This is a genomic window from Corallococcus sp. AB045, assembly GCF_003668895.1.
In the GTDB taxonomy this organism is placed as follows: domain Bacteria; phylum Myxococcota; class Myxococcia; order Myxococcales; family Myxococcaceae; genus Corallococcus; species Corallococcus coralloides.
Genome location: NZ_RAWN01000131.1, coordinates 1 through 16,639 on the forward strand (window position 1 = coordinate 1; position 16,639 = coordinate 16,639).

The following is a 16,639-nucleotide window of genomic DNA, read 5'->3' on the forward strand; positions in this document are numbered from 1 at the left end:
CGGATGAGGTGGGCGGTGCGGGGGCGGGTGCCCAGCTCGTGCAACAGCCGGTAGGCACGCTCGTCCTCGTGGAGCTGGGTGACGCGCTGGGCGGGGTCCGCCAGGGAGCCGAAGGCGATGGCCTGCGTGGGGCAGGTCTGCTGGCACGCCGTCTGGAGCTCCTTCTCCTGGATGAGGCGCTTCTCGACGCGGGCGTTGATGCGGACCCGCTCGATGCGCTGCACGCAGTAGGTGCACTTCTCCATGACGCCGCGGTTGCGCACCGTGACGTCCGGGTTCATCAGCATCTTCTCGGTCGGCGTCTTGCCCTGCGTGTAGTGCAGGTAGTTGAAGCGGCGGACCTTGTACGGGCAGTTGTTGGAGCAGTACCGCGTGCCGATGCAGCGGTTGTACACCATGTCGTTGAGGCCCTCGTCCGAGTGCACGGTGGCGTTCACCGGGCAGACGTACTCGCAGGGGGCCTTCTCGCAGTGCACGCACGCGACGGGCTGCATGACCATTGCGGGGTCGTTCTCATCGCCCTGGAAGTAGCGGTCGATGCGCAGCCAGTTCATCTCACGGCCGCGGCCCACCTGCTCCTTGCCGACGACGGGGATGTTGTTCTCCGCCTGGCACGCCACGACGCACGCGTTGCAGCCCGTGCAGCGCGACAGGTCGATGGACATGCCCCACTTGTAGCCCTTGTCCGGCGAGGTGGCGTACTCGAAGTCCGGCAGGTTGTTCTGCTTGCCCAGCTCGTGCTTGGCCTGGACGCGCTCCAGCGTGTGCTCCGTCTCCTTCGACGGGTGCGCCAGCTCGCTGACGGACATGTCGAGCGCCAGCGGGCGGCCCTCCATGCGCCAGTGGTACTGGGTGCGGGCGAACTTGTGGCTGCCGCGGACCTTGGTCAGCTTCGCGCCGCCGTCGAACCAGGGGGCGTTCACGCTGCGCAGCAGGTTGGCGTTGAAGCCGATGTCCTTGGCCACGACCTCATGGAGGCCGGTGCGGCCGTAGCCCAGCGCCACGGTGACGGTGTCGTCCGCGTTGCCGGGGAGGATGGTGACCGGGACCTGCAGCTTGCGCCCGCCGTACTCCAGCTCCGCGACGTGGTTGTTCTCCAGGCCGAGCCGCTTGGCGGTGGCCGGGCTGAGGATGGCGGCGTTCTCCCAGACGATCTTCGTGATGGGATCCGGCGTCTCCTGGAGCCACGCGTTGTTGGCGAACCGGCCGTCCAGGACGCGGTAGTCGTGGACGAAGTTGATCTCCAGCTCACCGGCCGCGGGCGGCTGGTAGGCGGCGACCAGCTGCGAGGCGGCGCCCGTGTCCGGGGAGGCCGTCAGCGCGGCGGCGACGCTGCCGGGGACGATGCCCTCGGAGACCCAGGTCTCCCAGCGGGTCTCGAAGTCGGCGCGGCCGGCCTCGCCACCCTGCGCGGCCCAGTAGTCGCGTACCATCTGGTAGGCGGGGCGGAAGGGCTCGTCGAGGAACAGCGCGTACAGCTCCGCTTCCGGCACGCCGTTGAAGAGCGGCTGGATGAGGGGCTGCGTGATGCTGACGGTGCCGTCCACCGCGCGGCCGTCGCTCCAGGTCTCCAGCTGGTGCGCCAGGGGCACGAACCAGTCGGCGAACTTGGAGGTCTCGTCCTCGTAGTGGCCCGCGTACAGGACGGACAGCGCCTTGCGGTTGGCGTTCTGCTTGGGGTCCAGCACCTCCGCCAGGCCCGCGTCCACCGGCAGGGCGTAGACGGGGTTGGTGGCGGTGATGACCAGCGTGTCCACCTTGCCGGCCTTGATGTCCGCGACCAGCGCGCTGATCTCCGACAGGCCCGAGGACTCCGGGGCGGCGGCCGGGACGAGCTTCACGGTGGTGCCCACGTTGCCCAGCGCGGCGTTGATGGCCTGCGCCAGCGCGTGCACGGCGGCGGGCTGGCGCTCACCGGCGAGCACCACGGAGCGGCCGGCCTTGGACCTGAGGTCCTGGGCCACGGCCTGCACCCACGACTGGGTCTCCGGGCTCAGCGAGCCGGCCTTGCCGGACGCGGCGGCGCCCAGGCTGGCCGCGGGGCCACCCACGGCCTGCGCCAGCGCGGCGGCGATGCCGAAGACCTCGGCGGACTTCACGCGCTTGCGGTGGTCCGCCATGCCGCCCGTGATGGACATGCGGGATTCGGCGACGTACAGGCGGTTGAGCTCGCCGTTCTTCGGGTCGCGGCGGTCCGCGAACTGGCGGTTGAGGGCCAGGTTCTCCGGGCGGCTCTCCAGGAAGTCCGCGTCCAGGGAGACGATGACGTCCGCGCGGCTCAGGTCGTAGACGGCCTGGACCGGCTGGCCGAACAGGGCGCGGTTCGCCTGCGCGGCGGCGGAGTCCGTGATGGACGAGAACGTGTGGAAGCGCGCGTTGGGCAGCTTCTTCTGGATGCGGCCCGTCACGTCGCGCAGCGTCGGCGAGCTGATGGGCTCCGTGAGGAAGCGCAGGCGGCTGCCACCGTCGGCCGCGGCCCGCTGGCTCACGAGGGTGGAGATGTCCTCGGCCAGCACGCGCAGCGAGCGGGGGTTGTTGCCCTGGCGCAGCACGCGGGCGCGCTGCGGGTCATAGAGCGAGAGCAGGAACGCCTGCTCGAAGACGCCGGCAGCGCCCTGGTTGATGGGGTGCTGGGGGTTGCCTTCGATCTTCACCGGGCGGCCTTCGCGCGCGGTGATCAGCAGGCCGGAGGTGTGGCCCCCGAGCGTCATGCCAGACGCGTAGTGCAGCGGGTTGCCCGGAGTCACTTCCGGCGGCGTCTTCGTGTACGCCACCATCCGCTCATCCTGCGGACGGGTGCTGCACGCGGTGGCGCCGGCCAGGGCGAGCGACGCGCCCATCAGCTGCATGAACTCGCGGCGGGCGAAGCCGGTGGGGGGAAGGTCCGCGCCGACGGGGAACTCCGGGCGGGTCTCCTCCAGGAACTCCGGCGTGGCGAGCTTCTCCTCCAGGCCGAGCCAGTACGTCTTGCCGTACGCGCCTTCCGCCGGGACGGCGCGGGTGGAGGCGTGCTCGAGCGCTTCACCCACGACATCGTCGTGGGCGTGCGCGTGGGGGGCGGCCTCGTTGCGGCCCGAGACGACCGGGAGCGCGAAGGACGAGGGGGTTTCCTGCGCGGGCGCGCTGTCAGGCTTGGTGTTCATCGGTGGCATGTGGAGCAGCTCGTGCGCGAGTGAACGTCGTATTCCTTGATGAGCGTCTCAGCGAGGGCCGAGGCTTCCGCCTTCTCCGTGGGAGGCGCCCAGGTCATGCTGGTGATGAACTCCGGGGGCCGGAGGTTGGGGCCGGGATTGCGGTGGCAGTCCAGGCACCAGCTCATCGTCAGCGGGGCGGTCTGCTCGATGGCGCCCATCTGGTCCACGCGGCCGTGGCAGGTGGCGCAGCCAACGCCCTTGCCCACGTGGATGGAGTGGTTGAAGTAGACGTAGTCCGGCAGGTTGTGGACGCGGACCCAGGGGATGGGCTGGTCGGCGAAGAACGCCTTGCGGACCTCGGTGAGGTACGGGCTCTTGTTCCACACCTGCGCGTGGCAGGACATGCACACGGTGGTGGAGGGGATGCCCGCCGACGGGGACTTCTCCACCGTCCAGTGGCAGTAGCGACAGTCGATCTGCTCGTCACCGGCGTGGTGCCGGTGGTCGAACTCGATGGGCTGTTCCACCGGGCGCGCCTGATTGGTCACGAGCGGGGAACGCACGTAGGCCAACAGGCCGCCGATGGCGATGGCGGGCACGGCGAGGAGCATCGCGGCCGACAGGCGCGACACCGTATTCGTCCAGCGTGGGAAGAGAGGGCCGCTCATACCAGGACCAGGGGCAAGGGGACTGAAGGCGACATGAGAGCAGGGGTGGACGCGGGGAAACCGTTCGGCGCGGAAGTCAGGGGGGCCGTCCCGGTCCCGGTGGACCGGGCGGGGGGTGGCTCCTGGCGCTCAGACGGCAAGGCAGTCACGTCCAACGAACCTCTAGGATGGTGCCGTGGGCGCGGGTCCCTCATGCATTTCCCGACCCAATGCGGCGCGGGACCATCGACCATGAGCACGGCAGTGTCAACCATTCTGTGGGGAGTGGGAATAAGGAGCGCTTAGCACCTTCTGGGGCGGTTGCGACAAGTTGCACGCGTGCGGTGATGAATCCCGCTTCTGGCGATCGGAAGGGAGCTTTGCGCGAGGGCGCTTTCCCCTCTGGGATCAATCCCTTTCAGAGCGCGCGCTACAGGGTACGACGGTCCGCGCCACGCATGAAGCGGGGCTACTGGGAGTCCGTGTCGTCGGGCTCGCGCCAGCGGTCGCGGGTGGCGCCGGTGGCGATGATCCGAAGGACGCGGTGGCACCTGGCCTGGCTCATGGCGCTAGACCTCCACCACCGCGGTGCCGGCGACGGCGTAGACGCGGTCCTTCTTGCCCCGCCGCATGTCCACACCACCCGTGAAGGCGCTGAACGCGGGCAGGACGCCCACGCCGGGGCCCAGGTGGAAGCAGGGCAGCCGCAGCCGGTCCGCCCCGCCCGACAGCCGCACCATGGGGTGCAGGTGCCCGGCCCAGACGTAGCGCCCGGTGGCCGGCTCCGGGTGGTGCGCGAAGCGGAACGGGCCTTCGTCTAATACCTCCGCGCGGTCCTCCATCCTCCAGGAAGGCGGAAGGGTCCGCACGTGGCGGTCGTGGTTGCCGCGTATCAGCACGACTTCTAGTGAAGCATGAGCTTCGCGCCAGGTATTCACGCGGCTGATGACGTCCGCGGTGAGCCCCTGGCGCGAGTGGATGAGGTCGCCCACCAGGAGGAGACGCCGGGCGCCGGTGGCGGTGAGGGCGGAGGAGAGGCGGGCGAGGTCGTCATCCAGGACCCCCAGGGGCAGGGGGATGCCGTGCTGCTGGAAGGACTCCGTCTTGCCCCAGTGCAGGTCGGCCACCGCGAGCACGCCGGCCTGGGGCCAATGCAACGCCCGTTCCGGGAGCAGCTCCACGTCCGCGTCCGCTACGCGGGTCTGGCATCGGCCTGGGACCATCGCTCCTTGAGGCGCTGCACGCGGTTCAGCAGGGATTCGTTGGACACGCTGGCGCTGATGCGCTCGACGACGAGCGGGAAGCCCAGCGGCGAGGGCCGGTGGACGTGGACGACTTCGACGGGGTGCGCCTCCAGGCGCTCCAGGGTTCGCGCGAGCCGGCCCTGTTCGAACTGATGCTCCAGGACCTCGCGGCGCGCCTGACGCAGGAGGAGGTTGTCCGGGTCGTACTTCACGAAGACGTCATAGAGGAGCGCGGCGCTGGCCTGGACCTGTCGGGTGGACTTGCGCGCTCCGGGCAGGCCCGGCATCACCAGGCCGGCCACGCGGGCGATGTCGCGGAACTGCCGGCGCGCGAGCTCGCTCAGGTTCACGCTCTCCAGGATGTCCTCCACCAGGTGCTCGCGGGTGAAGAGGGCCGGGCGCAGGGCTTCATCGAAGGGGAAGGGCGTGGAGGTGAGCAACTCCAGGCCGTAGTCGTTCACGGACAGGCTGAAGGTGGCCTTCTGCAGGCGCGTGAGGCGCAGGGCGAGGAGCGCCGCCATGCCTTCGTGCACGAGCCTTCCTTCAAAGGGATAGAGGAAGAGGTGGTAGCCGTCCCGCGTGCGGCAGGTCTCCGCCAGACAGCGGCGGTCGCCGGGGATGCGGGACAGGCGGGCCTGCGCGTCGAGGATGGGCCAGGCGGCGGCGACCTCGTCCCGGGTGACGTCGCCCTGGCGCGCGGCCTCCAGCGTGCGGCGCATCGCGGACGCGAGCGAGGTGGACAGGGGCAGGCGGCTGCCGCCCCAGCGCGGCGTCTGGGTGGCCTTGGCCTTCGCGGGCTTCACGTACGCCGTCATGTCCTTGAAGCGGCTGAACTCCAGCCGGCGGCCCGCGAAGAGGAAGGTGTCCCCAGGCTTCAGGCGGCTGACATAGGACTCCTCCACCGTGCCAAGGGTGCCGCCGCTCCAGTAGCGCAGCTGCACGGACGCGTCCGACGTGATGGTGCCGATGTTGAGCCGGTGCAGCCGGGCGAGGCGCACGTCGGGCACGCGGAAGCGGCCGTCCACCTCCACCACGCGGCGGAACTCCGGGTAGGCGCGCAGCGTGGGGCCGCCTTCGCGCACCAGGGTGAGGGCCTGGTCGAACTCCTCGTCGGTGAGGGACGCGTAGCTTGTCGCGGTGCGGACCTCGTCGCGCAGGGCCTCGCGGGTGAAGCCTCCTCCCAGCGCGCACGTCACCAGGTGCTGGGCCAGCACGTCGAGCGGCTTGGACAGGGGCGTGCGTGGCTCCACCTCGCGGCGCGCGATGGCGTCTCGGGCGGCGGCCATCTCCACCAACTCGAGCGCGTGCGTGGGGACGAAGAGGATGCGGCACGTGGCTCCAGGACGGTGCGCGCTGCGGCCCGCGCGTTGGAGCGTGCGGCCGATGCCCTTGGGACTCCCTATCTGGATGACTCGCTCCACCGGGCCGAAGTCCACGCCCAGGTCCAGCGAGGACGTGCACACGACGAGGCGCAGGCTTCCGTCCTTGAGGCCTCCCTCCACGCGCTCGCGCTCCTCGCGGTCGATGGAGCCGTGGTGCAGCGCGAGCAGGTGCTCCCATTCGGGGCGCAGGAAGCGCAGGCCCTCGAACCAGCGCTCCGCCTGTGAGCGGGTGTTGGTGAAGAGGAGCGTGGACTGCGTCGGGTCCAGCCAGTCCGCCACGCGTGGGAGCATGGAGAAGCCCAGGTGACCCGCCCATGGGAAGGTGTCCACCTCCTCTGGCAGCAGCGTCTCCACGTCCACCGGGCGCTGCAAATCCGCGCTCACCAGCGTGGGCTTGCGGTCCGTGCCCACGATGGTTCGCGCGGCCTCGCCCAGATTGGCGAGCGTGGCGGAGAGCGCCCAGATGCGCAGGCCCGGAGCAAAGTGGCGCAGGCGGGCCAGGGCCAGCTCCACCTGGGTGCCTCGCTTGGAGGCGAGCAGTTCGTGCCACTCGTCCACGATGACGGCGCGCAGTGAGGCGAAGTTCTCCGCTGCCTGCTCCTGCGTCAGGAGGAGTGACAGGGATTCCGGCGTGGTGATGAGCACCTGGGGCAGGCGTTCGCGCTGACGCTGGCGCACGGAGGAGGACGTGTCGCCCGTGCGGCTCTCCACCACCAGGTCCGCGTCCAACGCCATCAGCGGTTCACGCAGGGCCTGCTCCACGTCGCGCGACACCGCTCGCAGTGGCGTGAGGTAGAGGACTTGAAGGCCCTTCTGGTTGCGCTCCGCCACGTCCGCCAGCGGGCCGATGTACGCCGCGTAGGTCTTTCCCGCGCCGGTGGGCACGTGGATGAGGCCGCTGTCTCCTCGCGCGTAGGCGGCCCATGCTTCTTCCTGGAAGGCGTAGGGCGTCCAGCCCTTCGAGGCGAACCACTGGCGGAGTTGATCCAGCGGCGCGCCTTTGTATGGGGATGGGCTCCGGGGCGTGGGACGCTTCGCGCGGCTCTTTGTGGGCTTGGGTGTTTCGGCCTGCTTCTCCGGCGCGTGCTTGCCGCGCATTCGATTGCGGCGGGGCCTAGTGGGCTGCATGCAGCAGCCCCTTCAACGAGTCGAGCGTGTCCGCGTCCCTCGCCGTCTTGTCCGCGCGCCAGCGGGCGATGCGTGGGAAGCGCAGGGCGATGCCTGACTTGTGGCGTGGGGACGGGGCGATGGCTTCGAAGTGCAGCTCGAACACCTGCTCCGGATCCACCGAGCGCACCGGGCCGAACTTCTCCCGCGTGTGCGCGCGAATCCACCGGTCCAGCCTGCCAATCTCCTCATCGGTGAGGCCCGAGTAGGCCTTTGTCACCGGCAGCAGGTCCTCGCCGTTCCACACCGCGAAGGTGTAGTCCGTGTAGAGCGACGAGCGCCGGCCGTGGCCTGGATGCGCGTAGAGCAGCACCGCGTCCACGGTGTACGGGTCGATCTTCCACTTCCACCAATCGCCGCGCTTGCGCCCTGTCTGGTACGCCGAGTCCAGGCGCTTGATCATCAAGCCCTCGACGTTGCGCGCGCGGGACTCCTTGCGCAGCTCCGCCAGTTCCTCCCACGACGAGGCCGTCACCGTGGGAGAGATGGGGAAGCGCGGGTGGTCCTTGAGCAGGGCCTCCAGCCTCGCTCGGCGCTCGCGCAGGGGCAGCTCGCGCACGTCCTTTCCGTCCTGCTCCAGCAGGTCGTAGACGACGAACGCGGCGGGGGCCTCCGCCAGCACCTTGGGCGTGAGCTTCTGTCTGCCAATGCGGCGCTGGAGCCGGGCGAAGGGCAGGGGGACTCCGTCCTCGTAGGCCATCACCTCTCCGTCGAGCACCGTGCCTTCGGGCAGGGCCCCTGCGGCCTCGGTGATTTCGGGGAAGCGTTCGGTGATCAGCTCCTCGCCCCGGCTCCAGAGGAACACATCGCCCTGGCGGCGGATGAGCTGGCCCCGGATGCCGTCCCACTTCCACTCGACGAGCCAGTCGCTCGGTTCTCCCAGCGACTCCGCCGGCTGCTCCAGCGGCGACGCGAGATAGTAGGGATACGGGCGCGACACGTGGCCGTCCGATACGTCTGGCGCCACGAGCTGTTCGAAGAACGCCTTCGTCGGCGTCCACGTGCCCATCAGCCGGTGCGCCACGCTGGGCGGCGGCAGGCCGGTGACCTGCGCGATGGCTCGCACCACCAGCGTGTTGGACACGCCCACGCGCAGCTCGCCTGTGAGCATCTTGTTGAGGAGGAACAGCTCGCGGCGGGGCATGGACTTCCACCAGCCCACCACCCGCTCGCGCTGCTCCGCCGCGTCCAGGCCGCGTAAAGGCAACAGACGCTCTTCCAGCCACCGTGAGAGGGGAAGCTCCTCGGCGTGCTCGGGCGGGAGGTTCGCTCCGTCGAGCAGCAGCGCAATCACCTCCGCCAGGTCTCCCACCGACGCGTAGACCTCATCGAAGAGCCAGTCAGGAATGCCCGTGAGCTCCTGCGTCCAGCCCACCAGCAGCTTCGACGTGAGCAGCCGCTTGAGCTTCTGACCCGTGAGGAAGAACAGGCCCCAGGCGGCGTCCTCCGGCGGTGTCTGCCGGAAGTAGCGCGCCATCGCCTCCACCTTCGCGTTGGTGGAGGTCGTCTGGTCGAGCGTGTCGTAGAGGTCGGCCAGGGCTCGCACGCGTCAGTCCTCCGCTTCGCCCTCGAAGGGCGTGGCGAGTGGCGAGGCGTCCACGCCCCGCTCCCGCAGGTAGTGCGACAAGGGGTCGGTGTAGCCGTGCGTGACGAGCACCTTCTCCGCCTGCGTGTCCGCCACCGTGCGCAGCAGGTCCGGCCAGTCCGCGTGGTCGGAGAGCACGAAGCCCCGGTCGTAGCCTCGACGGCGCCGGTTGCCGCGCACGCGCATCCACCCCGACGCGAAGCCCGTCTCCGCTTCACCGAAGCGGCGCATCCACGTGGAGCCGGCCGCGCTCGGCGGCGCCAGCACCAGCGCGCCCGCGAAGGACGTGCCCTTCTCCGTCTCCGACACCAACTGCGTGGGCAGCATCGCGATGCCCGCCTCGCGGTACGCGGTGACGAGCCCGTTCACCGCGCCGTGCACGTAGGCCGGCCGGTCCGTGAGTTTGCCCAGCTCCGCCAACAGGCGCTGCGCCTTGCCCAGCGCGTAGCAGAACAGCACCGCGGAGCGGCCCGCCTCGCGGTTCGCGTCCCACCAGCGCAGGATGTCCTGGGCCACGAGGCGCGGATCATCCCAGCGGAAGATGGGCAGTCCGAACGTCGCCTCGGTGATGAAGGTGTGGCAGCGCACCACTTCGAAGGGCGCGCACGTGGGGTCCGGCGTGCGCTTGTAGTCGCCAGAGATGATCCACACCTCACCCCGGTGCTCCACGCGGATCTGCGCGCTGCCCAGCACGTGGCCCGCGGGGTGGAAGCTCACGGTGGTGTCGCCCACGGTCAGCCTCTCGCCGTACTCCAGCGTGTCGATGACCGCGTCCGCTCCCAGGCGGCGTTGCAACAGGCCTCGTCCGGGAGCTGCTCCCAGGTAGCGTTGGCTGCCGCTCCGGGCGTGGTCGCCGTGCGCGTGCGTGACGAGCGCCCGCTCCACCGGACGCCATGGGTCGATGTGGAAGTTCCCCGCCTGGCAATACAGCCCCTGCGGCGTCACGGAAACCAGCGGCGTTCGTTCCTGGTGGGTCGCGGTGGCCACGGTCCTCTAGAGGTAACGAGGCCTTGGAGCAGGGGCCACCCACGGCCGGACCCTCCAGCGCGCTCCGCTGACAAGGGGGCGAGCGTCCGTGCAGGCTCTGCTTGCGCTCCAAACGACGAAGCCAGGGACCGGAGGGCCCCTTGGATGGTGGGCGTGGACGGGGGATAAACCCGGGAACCCCCACTTCCGGACCCTTTCGTGATGCTGACGACGCCCGCGCTCCTCCTGTCCCTCACCCTGGCCCAGTCCCCCCCGGCTTCGGACGCGGTGCTCGAATACAGCTCACCGCTGACGGAGGAGAGCGCGCCGGATCCAGAGGGCTTCTCCTTCACTGCCTTCACGGCGGGCCAGACGCTCTACCTGGGCGTGGACGAGGCGAACCTGCGCGCGAGCGCGGCGGCGGACGCGGGCGTGGTGCGGACGCTGATGCTGGGCACGCCCGTGCGTGTGCTGAAGGCGGGGGCTCGCGCGACGGTCGGCGAGTACATCAACACCTGGTACCAGGTGGCCGTCGTGGACGCGAAGGCGGCTCCAGGCGCGGCTCCCGTCACGGGTTGGGTCTTCGGCAACACGCTCACGCCGTTCCGCTTCGAGGCCGACCTGGACGGGGACGGCGAGATGGAAGTGGCCACGGTGGTGATGAGCAACGAGTTCAAGGCGCGCGTGCGCGTGCTGGAGCCGAACGTGAAGCCGCCTCGCCGGGTGAGCAGCGTGGACGTGGCGGTCGCGTCCACGGACTACGGCGGAGGGCGGGGCGGCCCGGTGACGGTGACGCTGGTCCCCGCGAAGGAGGCCGGCGTGACGCTGCTGCAACTGGACTCCGCGCCGGAGCGGTGTGGCGACTTCGTCACGTCCTATGTGAGCTACACCGGGTCGAATGGGAAGCCGGGTGTGCTGGGCAAGGCGAAGCTGGCGCTGGAGCTGGGCGGGCTGATGGATCCCCCGAGCGAGAGCACGTTCACGGTCTCCTTCCAGGCAGCCGCGAAGCGGGCGCTGGTGGTCCGCACGAGCGTCGAGGAAGAGGAAGAAGGCAAGCCGCGGAAGGTTACGGAGCGCGAGGTCTATCAGTGGAAGGACGGCGTGTTCGCTCAGGCGAAGCCCGTCGCGAAACCGTAGTCGCAGGGCCCGGAAGGCCGGGCACCCGGGAGCCCCTCCGGGTGAAGGAAGAGGGGGTCAGGGCAATCGACCATGGATGCGCAGGAGCGGAAGGCAGCCTACCGGCAGCGCGCGGAAGCAGGTCAGGCGGTGCCGGTGTCGGTGGAGTTGCCGGCGGACCTGGATACACCGCTGTCGGCATACCTGAAGCTGGGCGGTGGAAGCCGCGGCTTCATCCTCGAGTCGTGCTACGGCGGCGAGCGCTTCGGGCGCTACAGCCACGTGGGCGTGAACCCGGCGGGCCGCGTGCGGCTGGACCGGGACGGGCTCACGTTGTGGCGTGGCTCGCATGAGGAGCGCCGCGAGGGCCGGCCGCTGGACGTGCTGCGCACGCTGTGGCGCGAGCTGTCCGTGGCGACGCTGCCGGGCGAGGCGCCCTTCCTGGGCGGGCTCGTGGGCTACCTGGGCTACAACGCCACGTCGTGGTTCGAGCCGAGCGTGCCGGACCGCCACCCGCGCGACACGGGCTTCCCGGACTCCGAGTGGCTCATCGCGGAGGACTTCGTCACCCACGACACGCGCACCCAGACGCTCAAGGCCATCGCCATCGCGCGGCCCGCGCTGCACGGCAGCGTCGCGGCGGCGCTGAAGGACGCGGAAGGACGCGCGGAGGCAATGGCGGAGAAGCTGCGCCGGCCGCTGCCGCAGGAGGCCTACGCCGCCGTCCCCGCGCAGAAGAACGCGCCGGCCCCTGTCGCGTGCTGGGACCGCGAGGGCTACGCCCGGGCGGTGGAGAAGGTGCAGGAGTACGTGCGCGCGGGCGACTGCTTCCAGGCGGTGCTCGCGCGCAGGTTCGAGGCGAAGGGCGCCATCCCTCCGCTGTCGCTCTACCGCGCGCTCCGGCGGGTGAATCCCTCTCCGTACCTGTTCCTGGTGGACCTGGGCGAGGCGCGCGCGCTGGTGGGCGCGTCGCCGGAGCTGCTGGTGCAGGTGCGCGACGGGGACGTGGTGGTGCGGCCCATCGCGGGCACGCGCCGCCGGGGTGGCTCCGAGGCCGAGGACCAGTCGCTGGAGAAGGAGCTGCTCGCGGACGAGAAGGAGCGCGCCGAGCACATCATGCTGGTGGACCTGGGGCGCAACGACGTGGGCCGGGTGGCCGCGCCGGGCACGGTGCGCATCGAGGACCTGATGATCATCGAGCGCTACAGCCACGTGATGCACATCGTGTCCCAGGTGCGCGGCAAGCTGGACACCACGCGCTTCGACGCGCTGGACGCGCTGGCGAGCACCTTCCCCGCGGGCACCGTGTCGGGCGCGCCGAAGATCCGCGCGATGCAGATCATCGACGAGCTGGAGCCCATGCGGCGCGGGCCCTATGCCGGCGCGGTGGGCTACCTGTCCTTCTGCGGCACGCTGGACGTGGCCATCGCGCTGCGCACCTTCTTCGTGGATGGCGACCGCACCATGTGGACCGCCGGCGCGGGGCTGGTGGCGGACTCGGACCCCATGAAGGAAGCGGACGAGACGGAGGCGAAGGCGGGTGCCATGGCCGCCGCGCTGCGCCTGGCTCGCGAAGGAGGTGGGCGGTGATCCTCGTCATCGACAACTACGACTCGTTCACCTTCAACCTGGTGCAGTTGCTCTACACGCTGGGCGCGGAGGTGAAGGTGGTTCGCAACGACGCGCTGGATGTCGCGGGCATCGCGGCGTCAGGCGCGTCCCACCTGGTGGTGTCCCCGGGGCCGTGCACGCCGCACGAGGCCGGGGTGAGCGTGGCGGCCATCTCCCAGTCTCGCGTGCCGGTGCTGGGCGTGTGCCTGGGACACCAGTCCATTGGCGCGGCGTTCGGCGGGCAGGTGGTGCGCGCGCCGGAGCCCGTGCATGGCAAGGCGGCGCACATCCGGCACGACGGCACCGGCGTCTTCACCGGCATGCGGCAGGGCTTCCAGGCGGCGCGCTACCACTCGCTGGTGGTGGCGGCGGAGTCCATGCCCGCGGAGCTGGAGGCCACGGCGTGGAGCCAGGACGGCCTGGTGATGGCGCTGCGTCACCGCACGCGGCCGGTGGTGGGCCTGCAGTTCCATCCGGAGAGCGTGCTGACGCCGGAAGGCCCGTCGCTGGTGCGCAACTTCCTGGAGGGGAAGCTGTAGCGGCCTTCACTCCTTCAGGTGCGTGGTGTCGTTCCAGCTCACGAGGACCGGCTGTTTGCCGCCGGCCTCGGAGCCCAGCACGCTGATGGACGCGGTGCCCAGGTGGAAGAGCCTGCCTCCGTCCGGGGGCAGGCCCAGCCATCGCGAGGCGAGGATGCGCAGCATGTGCCCGTGCGAGAAGAGGAGCACGTCGTCCTGGAGGGCGCGCGCTTCCGCGATGATGCGGTCTGCCCGGGTGCCCACCTCTTCCAGCGTCTCTCCGTTGGGCACGCCGTCCGTCCACAGCGTCCAGTCCGGGCGCGTGGTGCGGATGTCCGCGCCGGTGCGGCCCTCGTAGTCGCCGTAGTTGAACTCCATCAGGTCGTTCTTCTTCTGGGCCACGTCGCCGTAGCCCGCGAGCACGCACGTCTCCTGCGCGCGCGTCAGCGGGCTGGTCCACACGGCGGCGAAGCGCCACTTGCCCAGGGGCGCGTGCAGCCGCTCCGCCATCTGGCGGCCCTCCTCCAACAGCGGCAGGTCCGTGCGGCCGGTGTGCTGGCTGCTGCGGCTCCACTCCGTCTCACCGTGACGGACGAGGACCACCTGGGGGGCGCGTGTGTTCATGGCGCCAATCTGTGTCAGCCCATGGCGGGACGGGAGGGAAAAGTGCACGCGCTACCGCTTGCGTGTCCGCCAATCCTCACGGCTCTGGCCCCATATCTCCACCTCGTGGTCGTTGTAGGGCGCCGGCAGCATGCCCATGCGCAGGAAGCGCGAACCCAGCCGGCGGGCCACCTGCTTCGACGGCTCGTTCGGCGGGGAGATGGAGTGGATGACCTCCGTCCAGCCGAGGTGGTCGAAGGCCCAGTCAATGGTGGCCGCCGCGCCTTCCGTCGCGTAGCCCTTGCCCCACGCGTCGCGAGACAGGCCCCAGCCGATCTCCGGGCCCGGCCACTCCGCGGGCTGCCAGGGCCCGAGCCGGCCCACCCACTTGCCGGTGGACTTCTCGAACACGGAGAACATGGCGAAGCCCTGGAGCACCCAGGAGCCGGCCATGGCGCAGACGGCGCGCCACACGTTGGAGCGGGGCTGGAGGCCGCCGATGTACCGCGCGGTCTCCTCGTCCGCCATCATCGCCACGAAGCCCTCCAGGTCCTGGAGCGTGGGAGGACGCAGGATGAGGCGAGGCGTTTCGAGGGTGGGCCCCAGGATGGGCGGAGTGTGCATGTCCGTTCTCCAGGCGCCGGGGTTGGCTGGCGCCTGGAGCGGACCTTAGCGCTTCAGGCCGCGCTTGATGTCCGCGCAGAGCTGCTTCGCCGCGGCCGGACCATCCGAGTGGGCGGCCTTCACCATCGCGCTGCCCACCACGACACCGTCCGCGTGGGCCACCAGCGGCCGGGCCGTGTCCGCGTTGGAGATGCCGAAGCCCGCCACCACCGGCACGGACGCGGCGCGCTTCACCAGGTCCAGCCGCTGCGACAGGTCCGGCGGCAGCTCCGAGCGCATGCCGGTGACGCCCGCCACGGACACGCAATAGACGAAGCCTCGCGCGTCCTTCGCGATGGCCTGCGCGCGCGCGGGCGGCGTCGTGGGCGCGCACAGGGGCACCAGGTCCACGCCCTCCTTGTCGAACGCGGCCCGGATGCCCGCGCTCTCCTCGGGCGGCAGGTCCGGGAGGATGGTGCCCGAGATGCCCCGCTCTCGCGCGAGCTTCGCGTAGCGCTCCTCGCCCATGGCCATCACCACGTTGACGTAGGTCATGATGACCAGCGGCGTCTCCGGGCAGCGGCGGCGCACCTCCGGCACCACTTCGTCCAGCACGCGGCGCAGGGTGGCTCCGGCCTTCAGCGCCCGCTCCGACGCGGCCTGGATGACGGGGCCGTCCGCGATGGGGTCGCTGAACGCCACGCCGATCTCCAGCACGTCCGCGCCGCCCTCCACCATGGCGGCGAAGACGTCCACGGACTTCGGCAGGTCCGGGTCGCCCGCCATCGCGTACGCCACCAGCGCGCCTTCTCCCCGGGCCTTCGCCCGGGCGAACGCCTTGCCCAGCTCCGTGCTCATGACTTCACCCCCGTCGCCGGCGGCACTCCGCGCGCGGAGATGGTCGCCACGTCCTTGTCACCCCGGCCCGAGCAGTTGATGACCAGGTGCTTGCCCTTGCCCATTTCGCGGGCCAGCGAGCGCGCCGCCGCGAACGCGTGCGACGTCTCCAGCGCGGGGAGGATGCCCTCCGTGCGCGCGACCTCGTAGAAGGCGGTGAGCGCCTCATCGTCCGTCGCGGTGCGCACCTCCATGCGCCCCGTCTTCGCCAGGTGCGCCAGCTCCGGCCCCACGCCCGGGTAGTCCAGGCCGGCGGAGATGCTGTGCGCCTCTTGAATCTGGCCGTGCTCGTCCTGGAGCACCAGCGAGCGCGAGCCGTGCAGCACGCCCTCCGTGCCCAGCGTCAGCGACGCGCCGTGCTGGCCGGAGTCCAGGCCGTGGCCTCCCGCCTCCACGCCGACGAGCCGCACCGACGTGTCCGGGATGAAGGGGTGCAGCGCGCCGATGGCGTTCGAGCCGCCGCCCACGCACGCGATGATGGCGTCCGGCAGCCGGCCCATCGTGGCCAGCGTCTGGGCGCGAATCTCCCGGCCGATGACGGATTGGAAGTCGCGCACGATGGTGGGGTAGGGGTGCGGGCCCGCCGCGCTGCCGATGACGTAGTAGGTGTCCTGCACCTGCGACACCCAGACGCGCATGGCTTCGTTCATCGCGTCCTTGAGCGTGCGCGAACCCGACTCCACCGGCCGCACCACCGCGCCCAGCGCGCGCATGCGGAAGACGTTGAGCGCCTGGCGCTCCACGTCCAGCGCGCCCATGAACACCTCGCAGGGCAGGCCGAAGAGCGCGCACGCGGTGGCGGTGGCCACGCCGTGCTGGCCCGCGCCCGTCTCCGCGATGATGCGCTTCTTGCCCATGCGCCGGGCGAGCAGCACCTGGCCCACGGTGTTGTTGATCTTGTGCGCGCCCGTGTGCGCCAGGTCCTCGCGCTTGAGCCACACCTGCGCGCCACCCCACGACTCCGTGAGGCGGTGCGCGGGCGTCAGCGTGGTGGGACGGCCCACGTATTCGCGCAGCACGCGGGTGACCTCCTCGCCGAAGGACGCGTCCTGCTGCGCCTTCGCGTAGGCCTCTTCCAGCTCCAGCAGCGCCGGGACCAGGGTCTCCGGCACATAGCGTCCGCCGTAACGGCCGAAGCGGCCCACGGCAGTGTCCGTCGTCATGGC

General features: G+C 70.6%; 13 protein-coding genes. 3 read left to right on the forward strand and 10 right to left on the reverse strand.

Going from position 1 to position 16,639, the window contains the following annotated elements; translation table 11 throughout:
* The 6 genes from D7Y21_RS27085 to D7Y21_RS27110 form a co-directional block, all read right to left on the reverse strand.
* On the reverse strand, positions 1-3,143 hold a 3,143-nt coding region (locus D7Y21_RS27085; RefSeq protein WP_121716632.1), incomplete at its 3' end, for a TAT-variant-translocated molybdopterin oxidoreductase.
* On the reverse strand, positions 3,140-3,802 hold the full coding sequence (locus tag D7Y21_RS27090; protein WP_120567450.1) for a cytochrome c3 family protein: 663 nt from the start codon (positions 3,800-3,802) through the stop codon (positions 3,140-3,142). The genes D7Y21_RS27085 and D7Y21_RS27090, both read right to left, overlap by 4 nt.
* Positions 3,803-4,350: 548 nt before the next feature.
* Positions 4,351-5,004 (reverse strand): ligase-associated DNA damage response endonuclease PdeM, encoded by a 654-nt coding sequence (gene pdeM, locus D7Y21_RS27095; protein ID WP_121716607.1) that lies wholly within the window; start codon positions 5,002-5,004, stop codon positions 4,351-4,353.
* On the reverse strand, positions 4,974-7,505 hold the full coding sequence (locus tag D7Y21_RS27100; RefSeq protein ID WP_233612295.1) for a ligase-associated DNA damage response DEXH box helicase: 2,532 nt from the start codon (positions 7,503-7,505) through the stop codon (positions 4,974-4,976). The genes pdeM and D7Y21_RS27100 overlap by 31 nt, the downstream gene beginning before the upstream one ends.
* 16 nt (positions 7,506-7,521) lie before the next feature.
* On the reverse strand, positions 7,522-9,120 hold the full coding sequence (locus tag D7Y21_RS27105; RefSeq protein ID WP_121716611.1) for an ATP-dependent DNA ligase: 1,599 nt from the start codon (positions 9,118-9,120) through the stop codon (positions 7,522-7,524).
* 3 nt (positions 9,121-9,123) lie between these two features.
* The gene (locus tag D7Y21_RS27110) at positions 9,124-10,146 is read right to left on the reverse strand and encodes a ligase-associated DNA damage response exonuclease (RefSeq protein ID WP_121716613.1); all 1,023 of its coding nucleotides are present in this window, start codon (positions 10,144-10,146) and stop codon (positions 9,124-9,126) included.
* Between the two features lie 201 nt (positions 10,147-10,347).
* On the opposite strand from D7Y21_RS27110, the gene D7Y21_RS27115 reads away from it, so the two are divergent.
* The 3 genes from D7Y21_RS27115 to D7Y21_RS27125 all read left to right on the forward strand — a co-directional run bounded on the left by D7Y21_RS27115 (position 10,348) and on the right by D7Y21_RS27125 (position 13,391).
* A complete protein-coding gene (locus D7Y21_RS27115; RefSeq protein ID WP_233612296.1) occupies positions 10,348-11,262 on the forward strand; it encodes an SH3 domain-containing protein in 915 nt (304 codons plus the stop codon).
* Positions 11,263-11,334: 72 nt separating this feature from the next.
* Positions 11,335-12,831, forward strand: coding sequence for an anthranilate synthase component I family protein (locus D7Y21_RS27120; protein ID WP_120567445.1), 1,497 nt, complete (start codon positions 11,335-11,337; stop codon positions 12,829-12,831).
* Entirely contained in the window at positions 12,828-13,391 is a 564-nt protein-coding gene (locus tag D7Y21_RS27125) for an aminodeoxychorismate/anthranilate synthase component II (protein WP_121716615.1), read from the forward strand. Before D7Y21_RS27120 ends, D7Y21_RS27125 begins: the two co-directional genes overlap by 4 nt.
* A gap of 6 nt (positions 13,392-13,397) precedes the next feature.
* Here D7Y21_RS27125 and D7Y21_RS27130 read toward each other — a convergent pair whose 3' ends face one another.
* The 4 genes from D7Y21_RS27130 to trpB are packed head-to-tail and all read right to left on the reverse strand — an operon-like array spanning position 13,398 to position 16,636.
* Complete coding sequence (locus D7Y21_RS27130; protein ID WP_121716617.1) at positions 13,398-13,994, reverse strand: histidine phosphatase family protein; 597 nt, start codon at positions 13,992-13,994, stop codon at positions 13,398-13,400.
* Positions 13,995-14,045: 51 nt separating this feature from the next.
* A complete protein-coding gene (locus tag D7Y21_RS27135; RefSeq protein WP_121716619.1) occupies positions 14,046-14,597 on the reverse strand; it encodes a GNAT family N-acetyltransferase in 552 nt (183 codons plus the stop codon).
* A gap of 45 nt (positions 14,598-14,642) precedes the next feature.
* A complete protein-coding gene (gene trpA / locus D7Y21_RS27140; protein WP_121716622.1) occupies positions 14,643-15,434 on the reverse strand; it encodes a tryptophan synthase subunit alpha in 792 nt (263 codons plus the stop codon).
* Positions 15,431-16,636: a tryptophan synthase subunit beta gene (gene trpB, locus D7Y21_RS27145; protein WP_121716624.1), complete on the reverse strand. Its 1,206-nt coding sequence runs from the start codon at positions 16,634-16,636 to the stop codon at positions 15,431-15,433. The genes trpA and trpB overlap by 4 nt, the downstream gene beginning before the upstream one ends.
* Positions 16,637-16,639: the final 3 nt, after the last annotated feature.